Origin of the sequence: Rugamonas rivuli (assembly GCF_009380165.1) — a bacterium.
GTDB classification, from domain to species: domain Bacteria; phylum Pseudomonadota; class Gammaproteobacteria; order Burkholderiales; family Burkholderiaceae_D; genus Rugamonas; species Rugamonas rivuli.
Genome location: NZ_WHUF01000006.1, coordinates 47790 through 61535 on the forward strand (window position 1 = coordinate 47790; position 13746 = coordinate 61535).

The following is a 13746-nucleotide window of genomic DNA, read 5'->3' on the forward strand; positions in this document are numbered from 1 at the left end:
TCCTTGCCTTTTGCAAATACTTATCCTATTGTGCAATGCACCAAAACAACAACAGGTGCAATCTTGACCGAGCAACATAAGAAAAGCAGCCTCGTCGCCCTGACGCTGGCTGCGGTAGGCATCGTTTACGGCGATATCGGTACCAGTCCCCTCTACACCCTCAAAACCATCTTCGATCCCGAACACGGCTTGACCCTGACCGAGGGCAACCTGCTGGGCATCATTTCCCTGATTTTCTGGGGCTTGACGACCATCGTCTCGCTCAAATACGTCAGCCTGGTGCTGCGCGCCGACAACCGCGGCGAAGGCGGCATCATGGCGCTGATGGCGCTGGCGCTCAATTCGGTCAGCAAGACCGCGCCGCGCTGGCACTATCCGCTGATGCTGCTGGGCGTATTCGGCGCCACCATGTTCTACGGCGACAGCGTCATCACCCCGGCCATCTCCGTGCTCAGCGCGATCGAGGGTCTGGAAGTGGCCGCGCCCGGCCTGGAACAGTACATCGTACCGCTGACCATCATCGTGCTGGTGACGCTGTACGCGGTGCAGCGCCACGGCACGGCCGGCATCGGCCGCTGGTTCGGTCCGGTGATGGTGATCTGGTTCGCCGCGCTGTCGGTCATGGGCCTGGTCAACATCGTGCAGGCGCCGCAGATCCTGTGGGCGCTGAACCCGTGGCATGCCTTGCGCTTCATGTTCGAGAACCGCATCATCGCCTTCGTCGCGCTGGGCGCCGTGGTGCTGGCCTTCACCGGCGCCGAAGCGCTGTATGCCGACATGGGCCACTTCGGCAAGCGGCCGATCCGCTTCGCCTGGTTCCTGATCGTGTTCCCGTCGCTGGCGCTGAACTACCTGGGCCAGGGCGCGCTGCTGCTGACCCACCCGGAGGCGATTTCCAATCCCTTCTTCCAGCAGCTCGGCGCCTGGAGTGTCTACCCGCTGGTGGTGCTGTCGACGCTGGCCACGGTGATCGCTTCGCAGGCCACCATTTCCGGCACCTTCTCGATGACCAAGCAGGCCATCGCACTGGGCCTGCTGCCGCGCATGCGCGTGGTGCACACGTCCGAGCGTGAAATCGGCCAGATCTACATCCCTGCCGTCAACTGGCTGCAGCTGGCGGTGGTGCTGCTGGCGGTGATCGGCTTCGGCTCGTCGGAAAAACTGGCCGGCGCCTACGGCATCGCGGTGACGGCGACCATGCTGGCGACCACCTTCCTGACCTTCTTCGTGATCCGCTACCGCTGGAACCTGCCGCTGTGGCTGTGCTTTGCCGCCACCGGCTTCTTCATCGTCATCGACCTGCTGCTGTTCTCGGCCAGCACGCTCAAGCTGTTCCACGGCGGCTGGTTCCCGCTGCTGCTGGCGATCATCCTGTTCACCGTCATGCTGACCTGGAAGCGCGGCCGCGAGCTGGTGTTCCAGAATTTGCAGAAGCACGCGATTCCGCTGGAAGACTTCCTGTCCTCGCTGTTCGTGGCGCCGCCGACGCGCGTGTACGGCACCGCCATCTTCCTGCGCGGCGAGAGCGACGGCGTGCCGCACGCGCTGCTGCACAACCTGTCGCACAACAAGGTGCTGCATGAACGCGTGGTGTTCTTCACGGTGCATGTGGTGGAAGAGCCCTACGTTCCCGAGGCCGAGCAGGTCAAGGTCACGGACCTGGGCCACCAGTGCTACCAGCTGAACGTCCACTACGGCTTCAAGGACGAACCGGACATCCCGCGCGCGCTGGCGCTGTGCGACTGCCTCGGCCTGCCGTTCGAGATGATGGAGACCTCCTTCTTCATCGCCCGCCAGACGGTGATCTCGACCCCGGGCGCCGGCATGGCGACCTGGCGTGAGCATCTGTTCGTGACGATGTCGCGCAATGCGCGCGGCGCCGCCGACTACTACCAGATCCCCACCAACCGCGTGATCGAGCTGGGCACGCAGGTGGAAATTTAAGCCCGCGCCCGGGCTAAAAGATGTAACCGAATGTAGTGCACGGAGCGGAAGCTGCGAGGTCTGCTAAACTTCTGCTCCGAATGCGCGCGCAAGCGCAACCAGCGCACCAATACGAACACTCATCAAAGGTAATCATGAAATCGATGTTTCAATTTTTTGCCGCCGTAGCCTGCGTGGCGGCCTTGACCGCCTGCGGCGGCGGTTCAAAAACCCCGACGGTGGAAGTGAAGCCGCAACCGGCATTCCAAGTGACCGAGACCCTGGCCGGCACCGGCACCCAGGCAGCGGCGGGCGATCTGGTGGTGATCAATTTCGTCGGCTACCTGTACGACTCGTCCAAGCCCGGTTCCAAGGGCGACAAGGTGGAAAGCTCGGTCGATACCGGCAAGCCTGCCACGCCGTTCGTTGTCGGCGTGGGCACCGTGATAACGGGCTGGGACCAGACCATCGTCGGCATGAAGGTCGGCGCCAAACGCACCGCCATCCTGCCGGCCAACATGGCGTATGGCACCGTCGCGCGCTCGGCGCCGACCACGAATCCTTTCGGCTACAAGGATATTCCAGCTAATTCGGCGCTGGTCTACGATATTGAACTGGTCGATGTCGTCAAGGCGAGCGTGCCGCCGGTTTCCGTGCCTCCGCCGACCACGCTGCAAATCACGGACACCGTGATCGGTACCGGCGCGACGGTCGCAGCCGGCCAGACGATCACTGCGAACTACACGCTGTACCTGTACGATGGCACCCGTGCGGACTTCCGCGGCACGGCGGTCGAAACGACGATCGGCAAGACGCCTCTCGATTTCCCGTTGACGAACCCCGGCGTGATTCTGGGCTGGGTCCAAGGCATTCCAGGCATGAAGATTGGCGGCAAGCGCTCGCTGATCGTTCCGCCCGACCTGGGCTACAAATCGACTGCAACCGCCAGCATCCCTGCTAACTCGACGCTGATCTTCGATATCGAGCTAGTCGGCATCAAGTAAAAACGGTTTACGCATAAAAAAAGCAGCCTTCGGCTGCTTTTTTTTCGTCCTCGCTTCGCTAGGCCTGGTCGCGCAGCACCCGTGCGGGCGCGATACGCATCGCCGTCAGCGTGTGGCGCAAGGTGGCGATCGCCACCACCAGCAGCGCAAACGCCAGCGCCGCCGCCGGCGCCCAGGCACCGAGCGGTGTGCGCGCGGAGAAACCGGCGAGATAACGCTCGATGGCGATCCAGGCCAAGGGCAGCCCGACCGCGCCGGCCACCGCCGTCAACAGCACGAACTCCCGACTGACCAGCGCCGCAATCGCGGCATTGCCGGCGCCGTGCAGCTTGCGCAGCACGATCTCGCGTGAACGCCGCTGCACGCTATGCGCCGCCAGGACGTACATGCCGAAAGCCGCCAGCGCGAACACCACCGCCGTGGCGCAGCCCAGCAGCCTGGCCATGCGCACGTCGTCGGCATAGGCCTGCGCGTAGTAGCCGCCGGCGCCGCGCATCACCGGCTCGCTGGCCGGGAAGTAGCGGCTCCATGCTGTGGCGACGTCCTGCTCCAGCGCGGCGCGGCTGCGCATGCCCTCAGCACTCATGCGCACGGTCAGCAGCGCGTTGTCGCGCGAGATCTGGTACATGGTCGGCCGCACCGGATCGCGCAGCGTTTCCCAGCGCACGTCCGGCGCCACGCCGGCGATGCGGAACTGCGTGCCGTCGATGCGCTGGCCCACCGCCTGCTGCGCGGACGGCCAGCCCAGCGCCTGCACTGCCGCCTGGTTGAGCACCACGTTCTGCTCGCCGTCGCCATCGCCAACCGCTGTCTCGATGCGGGGATCGAACAGGCGTCCGGCCTGCGGTTTCAGGCCGTAGACGTTGAAGAAATCCGCGCCGACAAAATGCACGCTCAGCGACGCGCTGCTGCCGTCCACGCGCTTGACCGTGGTGCTGCCGTGGGTGCCGGTGCCGTCGTCGCGGCCCGGAACGTCGCGGCTGTCCGCCACGCCGGCCACGCCGGGCAGTTGCGCGATGGCGTCTCGCAGCGCACGGGCGGCCTGGCTGTCGCGCAGATTGTCCTTCATCTCCACCACCAGCAGCGGCGCCGGATCGAAGCCGGGCGGCGCCGCTGCGGCGAACTGCGTCTGCCACAGGACCGCCAGCGCCACGCTGCCCATGCTCATCGCTACGCCGAACTGCGCCGCCGTCAGGCTGCGGCGCAGCCAGGCGCCGCCTGCGGTTTCGCCGCTGCGCTGAGCCAGCGTGCCGCCCATGTCGACGCCGCGCGCCAGCCAGCCCGGATAGATGCCCGCCGCCGCGCCGACCATGGCGCCGGACAGCAGGCACAGGCCGACCGCCATCGGCGTGAACATGCCATCGAGGCGGCGCTCCAGCAGGACGGACGCCAGCGGCAGCAGCAGCCACGCCAGCAGCACGCCCAGTGCGGCGGCGGCCACCGACAGCAGCATGGCCTCGGCCATGAACTGCGTCAGCAGCTGATGGGTGCTGGCGCCGAGCACACGGCGTACGGCGATCTCGCGCTGGCGGCGCACGCTGCGCACCGTCGCCAGGTTGACGTAGTTGACCACCGCGAGGAACAGTACCAGCAAGCCGGTGGCGCCGAGCGCCAGCACCATGCGCAGGTCGCCGCGCGGGCCGGCGCCCATGGTGTTGGCGACGCTGCGGTCGAAGTAGGCGTCGGCCAGCGGGCCCAGGCCGATATCGACCATCTTGCGCTGGCCCAGCGCCGCCTTCATTTCCGGCGTCGCGATGTCGGCCCATGGCGCGCGGTCGATGGCATCCTGCAGCACCCGCTGCAAGGCCTGCGGGCTGACGCCGGCAGCGGTCTTGACGTAAATGCGGCCGCCGATGCCCATCCAGTTGGACAACGCGTCCTCGCGCTCCTTCTGCGGCCACAGCGCGCTGCCCACGCCGACCAGCGCGTTGAATTGCAGCGTGCTGTTGGCCGGCCGGTCCGCCAGCACGGCGCGCACTTGCAGCGCCTGGCGATTGATCTCGATGGTGCGCCCCAGCGGCTCGGCGTCGCCGAACAGGCGCCGCGCGGTCTGCCGCGTCACGGCCAGGCCGTCGGGTCGGGACAGCGCCGCATGCAGGTCGCCGGCCTGCGCTTGCAGGCCGCTGATGGACTGGAACGCCGGATCGACCGCCGTCACCTCCAGTTCCTGCGCGCGCCCTTGCCGTTGCAGCGTGGTCCGGCGCGGCCACCAGGCGCTGGCCTCCAGTGCAACCCCGCTGCGCAGCGCCACTTCACGCAGGGCGAACGGGGTGTACTCCATCCATTGCGGCTGCGGGATGAAGTTCAGGCGGTGCTTGATGACGAACACGCGCTCGCGCTGCGGCACGTCGCTGTCGTAGCTGAAGGAATAGGCCACAAAGCCGAGCAGCAGGAAGCAGACGGCGAAGCCGGTCGCCAGTCCGAGTATCTCCACGGCGGCGTGGAAGGGCTGGCGCAGCAGCAGGCGCCAGCCGATGCGGAAGTCGCTGGGTTTCATTCGAGTCCTCCGGTTCAGTCGCGCAGTGCCAGCGCGGGCGACATGCGCAGGGCCGTCGCCGTGTGGCGGGTCGTGGCCAGCAGCGCCACCAGCATCGCCATCGCCAGCGCCGCCACCAGCGTCCAGACGCCGATGGGCGCGTGCTCGGTGTAGTTGGCCAGGTAGCGCTGGATCGCCACCGCCGCCAGCGGCAGGCCGATCAGCGCGCCGGCGCCCACCAGCGCCGAGAACTCGCGGCCCATCATCAGCGCGATGTCGACGCGGCCGGCGCCATGCAGCTTGCGCATCACGATCTCGCGCTGGCTGCGCTGCACGCTGTACGCCGACAGCACGTAGATGCCGAACGCCGCCAGCGCGATGGCGATCACGCTGGTAGCCGTCAGTATCCGTATCAGGCGCGTTTCGGTGGCATAGCGTTCTTCGAGTACGCCCTGTTGTGTCTTCATTTCCATGATGGCGTTGGGGAAGTGGCGGCGCCACAGCGGTTCGATTTCGGTGTAGGCCGTGTCCAGGCTGTCGCGGGTGCGTATCATCAGCACGCCGCCGGGACGCACGAAATAGACGACCGCTTTCGGCGGCTGGTGCAAGCCCTGGAAGCGCACGTCCGGCGCGACGCCGATGATCTCCATGCCGCCCGGTACCACCTGTCCGACGGCGTCCTGCGGCGATGCATAGCCCAGCGCCAGCGCGGCGGCGGTGTTGACCACGGCGCGCGGGGCCTTGTCGTAACCGACATCCTGCGCGGCGTTGTACAGGCGTCCGTACAATGGTTGCAGGCGGCTCACTTCAAACCAGTTGGCGCTGACGTTCTTGCCTTCCAGCGGGATCTCGCGGCCGTCCCTGGTGGTCACGGTGTTGATCAGCTTCATGCCGTCGCGGCCGACCGCCTCCGAGATCGACGCCACGCCTTCCACGCGCGGCAGCCTGCCCAGTTGTTCGATGAAGGCCACGGCCTCCGGCTTGCGCTCGGTATCGGAAGGCAGATTCAAAACCAGCAGGTGCGAGGGATCGAAGCCCGGCGACGCGTGCATGGCGAACCAGGTCTGCCAACCGACTGCCAGCGCCGCCGCCGACAAGGCCATCGCGCTGGAGAACTGCAGCACGGTCAGCACGCGCCGCACCCACAGGCCGGCTGCGGTTTCGCTGTTGCCGCGTCCCGCCAGCGCGGGACCGGGCAACGCGTGCTGCGCCAGCCATGCGGGATAGGCGCCGGCGCATATGCCGATGAACAGCCCGAACGCCAGCGCGATCACGCAACGCACCGGTGTGAACATGCCGGCCAGCGGACGGTTCACCAGCTCGGCGAAGGTCGGCAGCAGCAGCCATGCCAGCACCAGGCCGACGCTGGCGGCCAGCACGGAGGTCAATGCCGCCTCGCTGAGGAACTGGCGCACCAGCCGCGCCGCGCTGGCGCCCAGCAGCTTGCGGATGCCGATCTCGCGCTGGCGGCGCAGGGTGCGCACCGTGGCCAGGTTGATGTAGTTGATCGCCGCCAGCAGCAGGATCAGCAGGCCAGCCGCCGCCATCCCGAACACGCTGCTGCGCTGTCCGTAGTTTTCTCCGGCGCGGCTGTTCGCCAGGCCTTCATCGAAGTAGACGTCGCGCAGCGGCAGCAGGCTGATATCGGCGACGTTGCGGCCATTCAGGCCTCTGCCCATCGGGCCAGTTTTCACGCGCTGGTTCATCGGCGAGTTTTCGCTGGCTTGCTGCAGCAGCGCAGTCAACGCCGCCATCGATGCACCGGGTTTGAGCTTCATGTAGACGGTGCCGCGCCCCCATTTGCTGATCGCGGTCTCGCGCTCCGGCCAGGCGCTGCTGGCGGCGCCGATCAGCGCCTCGTATTGCTGGCTGCTGTTCGCCGCCGGATTGGGTAGTAAGGCTCTGACCTGCAATACGGTGCCGTCGATCCTGACGGTCTGGCCGATCGCGGGTGATGAGCCGAACAGCTTCTGTGCGCCGGCGCGCGTCAGCGCCAGGCCGTCTGGCTGGGCCAGCGCCGCAGCCAGGTCGCCCTGCAACCCGGCGATGCCGAACATGGTGGCGAAAGCGGGATCGACCACTTGCAGGTTCACCGCACGCAGCTCACCGCCAACGTTCAGCGGCACTTCGAGCGGCTTGGCGATACTGGCCTCCGACACCATGCCGCTGGCAAGCGCCACGTCGCGCAAGGGCATGAAGGCCCATGCCTGCCATTCCGGCCGCGGGAAGACGTTGATGCGCTGCTTGACGACGACCACGCGGTCGTTGTCGGGAATGGCGCTGTTGAAGTTGATGCAGAAATCGACAAAGCCGAACAGCAGGAAGCAGGCGGCAAAGCCGATGGCGAGGCCGCCGATCACCACGGCGGAGTAGGCCGGCTGCTGCAATAGCAGCCGCCAGCCTATGCGAAAGTCGCGCAGGTTCATGTGAGTGATCCTGACGCTTTAAGCGGCTTGCAGTACATCGACCATGATGCGGCCGTCGAGCAGGTTCAGCGTGCGCGAAGCTTGCGCGGCGTGGTCCGGCGAGTGCGTGACCATGACCACGGTGGTGCCTTCGGCGTTAATCTCGCGCAGCAGGCGCATGACTTCATCGCCGTGCGCCGTATCCAGGTTGCCGGTCGGTTCGTCGGCCAGCAGGACGGCGGGGCCGGCCACCAGCGCGCGCGCGATCGCCACGCGCTGCTGCTGCCCGCCCGACAGCTGCGAAGGGCGGTGCGAAGCGCGGTGGCCCACGCCCAGTTTGTCGAGCATCGCGGTGACGCGCTCGCGCCGTTCGCGCGCCGGCGTGCCGTTGTATTCCAGCGCCAGTTCGACGTTCTCGAACACGGTCAGTTCTTCGATCAGGTTGAAGCTCTGGAAGATGAAGCCGATGCGGCCGCGCCGCAGCTGGTTCAGTTTCGATTCGCTCCATCCGGCCACGTTCTGGCCTTCGAACCAGTATTCGCCATGGTTGGGCACATCCAGCAAGCCCAGTATGCCCAGCATCGTCGACTTGCCGCAGCCGGACGGCCCGGTGATGGCGACGTATTCGCCCGCTTCGATTTCCAGGTCGATGCGGTCCAGGGCCGTGGTCTGGATTTCTCCTGCCTGGTGGATTTTGCTGATGCCGACGAGTTTGAGCATGGGGTGTGCCTTTAGTGATAGTGGTGAGAATTTACTGCGTAATTTGCAGTCGTGGTGAATTTCCGTAGGCCGCGTAGCTGGACAGCAGCACCTTGTCGCCAGCGGCCAGCCCGTCCAGCACTTCCAGCTGGCTGTTGTTGCGGCGGCCGATGCGCACCGCGCGGCGCTGCGCCGTGCGGCCGCCGGCGTCGAGCACATAGACCCAGGCGCCGCCGCTGTCGTTGATGAAGGCGCCGTTCGGCAGCAGCAGCGCCTTGGCCGGTTCGCCCAGCGTGATGCGCGCGTCCAGGCTCTGGCCGGGGTTGAGCACCGGCGGCTGGCCGCCGGTGAACACCAGTTCGACCGTGAAGCGGCCGTCCTTGATCTGCGGGTAGATGGTGCGAATGTCGACCGCGTAGCTGCGCTCCTCCTGCTTGACGCTGCCGTGGCGGCCCACCGCCATGCGGTTCAGGTAGTACTCGTCGACGCTGGCGGACAGCTTGAAGCGCGCCGGATCGTCGATGCGGCCGATGTTCTTGCCGGTGCTGATCGATTCGCCCACTTGCAGGCGGAAGTTGGTCAAGCGGCCTTCGACCGGCGCCCGCACGGCCAGCGCGTCGACCGTGGCCGAAACCAGCTTCAGGCCCGAGTTCAAGCCCTCGATGGCCGATTCCAGTTGCTGGGCGGCGTTGCGGCGCACGTTTTCCTCGGTGCCGGTGGCGCGTTCCTCCTGCGCCAGCAGGCGGCGCTGCTGCTGGAGCTTGTCCGCCGATTCCTCCAGCGCGACGGCGGATATATAGCCCTGCGCCGCCAGTTTGACGTTGCGCTCGTGCTGCTTGCGCACCTGCTCCAGCGCGTATTGCAGATCCTCGCGCCGCCGCTGGTGGTCGCTGGCGCTGGCCTCCTGCGCCACGCGCAGATTGGACAGGTTGAAGATGCTGACCGCATGTTCCGACTGCCGCGCCAGCAGTTCCAGGTTGCGCTGCGGGTTGGAGATGCGGAACAGCAGCTGGCCTTTTTTCACCAGCGCGCCGTCGAGGGCGAACACCTCTTCGACGCGGCCCGATTCGACCGAGTCGAGTATCACCGAATTGAGCGGCTCCGCATTGGCGCGCACGACGATTTCGTCGACGAAGATGCCGGGCGTGGCCTGGCCGATGCGCAGCTCCGCGCCGTCCACCTGCAAGCCGCGCGGCATCCACGCCCACAGCCCGTAGCCGGCCGCCGCCACGGCCAGCGTGGCCGCCACGCCGATGGCGATGGCCTTGCCGCGCTTGCGGGGCACCACCACGTCCATCGCTGCGCCGCTGGATGGCAGGGAAGAAGGAGAGGGGCCGAAATTTTTTTTGATGTGCATGCCAGCCATACAGCAAAGCCCGTGCCATGGCCGTATCGCCCGGTTTGACGGGCGATACGGGCCGCGTCGTCCACCAGGTGTCCGCTTATGAACAGTGGCCGATGTTCGGAACTGAACACTTGCGGCGGGCGTGGGCGGAGGGCCGCTCTCAAGCCGGTTGGCGGCTGCTAGAATGCCTGCATGTCTGCCTATGTACTGATACTCGATGATGACGCCGATGTCGCCACTGCCGCGCAGTTGCTGCTGCGGCGGCGCTATGGCAAGGTCGCCACGCTGAGCGACCCGGCCGGCCTGCCGGCCTTGCTGGCGCAGGGCGTGCCCGACGTGCTGCTGCTGGACCTGAACTTCACGCCCGGCTTCATCGACGGCGCCGAAGGCCTGGCGCTGCTCGATCTGCTGCGCGCGCAGGCGCAGCCGCCGGCGGTGATCGCCATGACCGCCTATGCCGATGTGCCGCTGGCGGTGGAAGCGCTGAAGCGCGGCGCGGGAGACTTCATCACCAAACCATGGGACAACGCGCGGCTGGTGGCCGCCATCGACCAGGCGCTGGCCCGTCGCGCCGCGCTGCGCGGGCCGGCTGCTGCTGCGCCGGACCTGATGGGCGAGTCGGCGGCGATGCGCGAGCTGAAGGCCCTGATCGCCGGCGTGGCGCCGACCGAAGCGAATGTGATGGTGCTGGGCGAGAATGGCGTCGGCAAGGAGCTGGTGGCGCGCGCCATCCACGCGCTGTCGCGCCGCGCTGCCGGCACGCTGCTGGCGGTGGACATGGGGGCGCTGCCGGAATCGACTTTCGAGAGCGAGTTGTTCGGCCATCGCAAAGGCTCGTTCACCGACGCCAAGGCCGACAGGGCGGGGCGCTTCCAGGCCGCGCGCGGCGGCTCGCTGTTCCTCGACGAAATCGGCAACATGCCGCTGGTCGCGCAGGCCAAGCTGCTGACCGCGCTGGAACGGCGCGAGGTGACGCCCATCGGCGCCGACAAGCCGGAAGCCATCGACGTGCGCATCATCAGCGCCACCAACCTGGAGGAGACGCGCCTGTTCGATCCGGCCGTGTTCCGGCCGGATTTGCTGTTCCGCCTGAACACCATCGTGATCCGCGTGCCGCCGCTGCGCGAGCGGCGCGAGGATATTCCTCTGCTGCTGTCGCATTACCTGACGCACTATGCCTTGCAGTACGAGCGGCCGGCGCGCAATGTGAGCCCGGCGGCGATGGACGGCCTGCTGCGCTACGAATGGCCGGGCAATGTGCGCGCGCTGCGCCACGCCTGCGAACGCGCCGTGATCCTGGGGCAGGGCGCCGACTATGCGCTCAGCGATTTCGGCCTGCCCGGCAGCGGCGCGGCCGTCGACGGCGATGAAGCCGCCGCGCCGGCATGGACGCCGCCTGGCATTGCAAGCCCGGCACGCACTGCCGCCGCTGCCGGCGACATGACGCTCGATGCGCTGGAGCGCGAAGCCATCGCTTCGGTGCTGTCCCAATTCAACGGCAACATCAGCCACGCCGCCAAGACGCTGGGCATCAGCCGCGCGGCGCTGTACCGCAAGCTGGGCAAGCATGGCATCTGAACGCGCCCTCAAGCTGGGCGCGGCCGCCAGCGTCGGCGCGCTGATGGCGCTGACCGCCGTGGCCGACGTGATGTCCGCCGCGCCGGAAGCGCGCCGTATTGTCCTGTGCTGCCTGGCCGGGCTGGTCCCCGCCACCGTGCTGTGGCAATGCCTGCGCGCCCTGGCGCCCCGCGCTCCGCGCATGGAGCAGCAGACCAGCACTCCGCCCGCAAGCCGCGAGCTGTCCGACGCCTTGCTCGCACTGGAAGCGCGCCTCGAACACGCGCCCATCGCCCTGTTCAGCATCGGGAATGCGGCGGGCCCCGGTGCGGTGGCGCCGCTGAACGCCAGCGCGCGCCGCCTGCTGGCGCCGGGCCGCGCCAGTGCGCCGCAGGATCTGCACCAGCTGCTGGCCGCGCAGACCGCCGGCCAGCGGCAGCTGATCAGCTTCGACACCGAACGCGGTGTCGAGCGCGCACTGGTCGCCGTCGCCGCGCTGACCATGCAGGGCGTGGCCCAGCGCCTGGCTGCGCTGATGCCGGTGGAGAGCGAGCTGGAAGCCGAAGCGCTGAACGCCTGGCGCGAACTGGTGCAGGTGCTGACGCACGAGATCATGAATTCACTGACCCCGGTCGCCTCGCTGTCGCGCACCGCCTGCGGCCTGCTGGACGAAGCGGCGGAAGGCCTGCCTGCCGACATCCACGCCGACCTGGGCACCGCGCTGGACGCGATCTCGCGCCGCGCCGCCAGCCTGGTGGATTTTGTCGGCAGCTACCGCAGCCTGTCGACCGTGGCGCAGGCGCAGCCGCAGCGCGTGCTGCTGGAGGACTTGTTCGAGCGTCTGTCCATGCTGCTCGCGCCGCAGTGGCAGGCGCTGGGTGGGCGCGTGGTGTTTTCTGTGGAGCCGGCGTCGCTGGCGGTGATGATCGATCCGGGGCAGCTGGAGCAGGCGCTCATCAACCTGCTGAAGAACGCGGCCGAAGCCATCACCGGCAAGGCGCCGGAGGCGCAGGTGCGCGCTCGCCTGAGCCGGGGCGGCCGCCTGCGCATCGAAGTGTCGGACAACGGCCCGGGCGTGCCGGAGGCGCTGGCCGCGCACATCTTCACGCCGTTCTTCTCGACCAAGAAGCAGGGCCGTGGCATAGGCCTGGCGATGGTGCGGCACCTGGTGCACGCCAACGGCGGCACGGTGCGCTACGCGCGCTCGGTCAGCGCCGGCGCGCGCTTCATGCTGACGTTTTAACGCACGGGCCTCATCGCACCATATCGATGTGCATGATGCCGTCTTCGTCGTAAGGCTCGGTCACGGTCTTGAAGCCGAAGCTGGCGTAGAATTTTTCCAGGTGGGCTTGCGCGCCGATGCGGAAGGCGTGGCCTGGATGCAGGGCCTCGGCCAGAGGAATCGCCTTGGCCAGCAGCTCGCGGCCGATGCCGCTGCCGCGCGCGGCTTGCGTGGTCAGCACGCGGCCGAGCGACATCTCATCGAACTTCACGCCCGGCGGCACGCAGCGCAGATACGCAGCCAGCGTGCGCTTGCCGTCGATTTCGCGCCACGCCATCAGGTGATGGCATTGCGGATCGGCGCCGTCGATGTCGGGGTACAAGCAGGTCTGCTCCAGGATGAACACCTGCTGGCGCTGCAGCAGTGCTTCGTACCAGTCCTGGCGGGGGATGTCGTCAAATGCCAGCCATTGCCACTCAATCATTGCGTGTCCCGATGCGGTTCAAAACATCGATTGTATGTGAAAAAAGGCCGGCGCCTCGGAGGGCGCCGGCCTTTCGGCGGGGAGACCGTATCGCTTAAACGATGGTCAGGGTCACGTCGATGTTGCCGCGGGTGGCGTTCGAGTATGGGCACACGATGTGGGCGGCGGCGACCAGTTTCTCGGCTTCTGCGCGGTCCAGGCCTGGCAGCGAGATTTTCAGTTCGACTTCGATGCCGAAACCGGTAGGGATAGGACCGATGCCGACGGTGCCTTCGACCGACACGTCAGCCGGTACGGCGATCTTGTCGCGGCCGCCGACGAATTTCATCGCGCCCAGGAAGCAGGCCGAGTAGCCGGCAGCGAACAGCTGCTCAGGGTTGGTGCCGACGGCGCCGGCGCCGCCCAGTTCTTTCGGGGTGGTCAGTTTGGCATCCAGCACGCCGTCGGAGGAGACAGCACGGCCTTCGCGGCCACCGGTTGCTTTTGCGTTTGCGCGGTACAGAACTTGTTGGATCGACATGATATTTCCTTTTCAGTGAGTGAGAATACTTAGTTGACTATTAAATCGCTAGCTACTTTGTACTACTATCCGACGCTGTTTGCAGCGCCCATGACCACACTATAGATCGTG

General features: G+C 67.0%; 10 protein-coding genes. 4 read left to right on the forward strand and 6 right to left on the reverse strand.

All coding sequences use genetic code 11. The features are described 5' to 3' along the window. Positions 1–63 precede the first annotated feature (63 nt). Together GEV01_RS21820 and GEV01_RS31430 are read left to right on the forward strand one after the other, a co-directional pair. Positions 64–1944 (forward strand): potassium transporter Kup, encoded by a 1881-nt coding sequence (locus tag GEV01_RS21820; RefSeq protein WP_152807647.1) that lies wholly within the window; start codon positions 64–66, stop codon positions 1942–1944. A 143-nt stretch (positions 1945–2087) separates the two neighbouring features. After that, positions 2088–2927: an FKBP-type peptidyl-prolyl cis-trans isomerase gene (locus GEV01_RS31430; RefSeq protein WP_328595590.1), complete on the forward strand. Its 840-nt coding sequence runs from the start codon at positions 2088–2090 to the stop codon at positions 2925–2927. A 58-nt stretch (positions 2928–2985) separates the two neighbouring features. On the opposite strand, the gene GEV01_RS21830 is transcribed toward GEV01_RS31430, so the two are convergent. The 4 genes from GEV01_RS21830 to GEV01_RS21845 are packed head-to-tail and all read right to left on the reverse strand — an operon-like array spanning position 2986 to position 9864. Next, the gene (locus tag GEV01_RS21830; protein ID WP_152807649.1) at positions 2986–5424 is read right to left on the reverse strand and encodes an ABC transporter permease; all 2439 of its coding nucleotides are present in this window, start codon (positions 5422–5424) and stop codon (positions 2986–2988) included. Positions 5425–5438: 14 nt separating this feature from the next. Then, the gene (locus tag GEV01_RS21835) at positions 5439–7829 is read right to left on the reverse strand and encodes an ABC transporter permease (RefSeq protein ID WP_152807650.1); all 2391 of its coding nucleotides are present in this window, start codon (positions 7827–7829) and stop codon (positions 5439–5441) included. Positions 7830–7847: 18 nt separating this feature from the next. Then, complete coding sequence (locus GEV01_RS21840) at positions 7848–8528, reverse strand: ABC transporter ATP-binding protein (protein ID WP_152807651.1); 681 nt, start codon at positions 8526–8528, stop codon at positions 7848–7850. 31 nt (positions 8529–8559) lie between these two features. Next, positions 8560–9864, reverse strand: a complete 1305-nt coding sequence (locus GEV01_RS21845) for an efflux RND transporter periplasmic adaptor subunit (RefSeq protein ID WP_235914506.1) — start codon at positions 9862–9864, stop codon at positions 8560–8562. Positions 9865–10044: 180 nt separating this feature from the next. Here GEV01_RS21845 and GEV01_RS21850 point away from each other — a divergent pair, with 180 nt between their 5' ends. After that, positions 10045–11430 carry a sigma-54-dependent transcriptional regulator gene (locus tag GEV01_RS21850; RefSeq protein ID WP_152807652.1) on the forward strand — a complete coding sequence of 462 codons (1386 nt, stop codon included), beginning with the start codon at positions 10045–10047 and terminating at the stop codon, positions 11428–11430. Then, a complete protein-coding gene (locus GEV01_RS21855) occupies positions 11420–12652 on the forward strand; it encodes a sensor histidine kinase (protein WP_152807653.1) in 1233 nt (410 codons plus the stop codon). The genes GEV01_RS21850 and GEV01_RS21855 overlap by 11 nt, the downstream gene beginning before the upstream one ends. A 10-nt stretch (positions 12653–12662) precedes the next feature. Here the strand turns inward: GEV01_RS21855 and GEV01_RS21860 are convergent, their stop codons facing one another. Together GEV01_RS21860 and GEV01_RS21865 are read right to left on the reverse strand one after the other, a co-directional pair. Further along, positions 12663–13115, reverse strand: a complete 453-nt coding sequence (locus GEV01_RS21860; RefSeq protein ID WP_152807654.1) for a GNAT family N-acetyltransferase — start codon at positions 13113–13115, stop codon at positions 12663–12665. A 94-nt stretch (positions 13116–13209) separates the two neighbouring features. After that, on the reverse strand, positions 13210–13635 hold the full coding sequence (locus GEV01_RS21865; RefSeq protein ID WP_008443571.1) for an organic hydroperoxide resistance protein: 426 nt from the start codon (positions 13633–13635) through the stop codon (positions 13210–13212). Positions 13636–13746 lie beyond the last annotated feature (111 nt).

Bases quoted from the DNA above. Each gene is read 5' to 3' on its own strand.
- GEV01_RS31430 (WP_328595590.1), top strand. From the start codon at position 2,088: ATGTTTCAATTTTTTGCCGCCGTAGCCTGCGTGGCGGCCTTGACCGCC.
- GEV01_RS21830 (WP_152807649.1), bottom strand. From the start codon at position 5,424: ATGAAACCCAGCGACTTCCGCATCGGCTGGCGCCTGCTGCTGCGCCAG.
- GEV01_RS21835 (WP_152807650.1), bottom strand. From the start codon at position 7,829: ATGAACCTGCGCGACTTTCGCATAGGCTGGCGGCTGCTATTGCAGCAG.
- GEV01_RS21840 (WP_152807651.1), bottom strand. From the start codon at position 8,528: ATGCTCAAACTCGTCGGCATCAGCAAAATCCACCAGGCAGGAGAAATC.
- GEV01_RS21845 (WP_235914506.1), bottom strand. From the start codon at position 9,864: ATGCACATCAAAAAAAATTTCGGCCCCTCTCCTTCTTCCCTGCCATCC.
- GEV01_RS21850 (WP_152807652.1), top strand. From the start codon at position 10,045: ATGTCTGCCTATGTACTGATACTCGATGATGACGCCGATGTCGCCACT.
- GEV01_RS21855 (WP_152807653.1), top strand. From the start codon at position 11,420: ATGGCATCTGAACGCGCCCTCAAGCTGGGCGCGGCCGCCAGCGTCGGC.
- GEV01_RS21860 (WP_152807654.1), bottom strand. From the start codon at position 13,115: ATGATTGAGTGGCAATGGCTGGCATTTGACGACATCCCCCGCCAGGAC.
- GEV01_RS21865 (WP_008443571.1), bottom strand. From the start codon at position 13,635: ATGTCGATCCAACAAGTTCTGTACCGCGCAAACGCAAAAGCAACCGGT.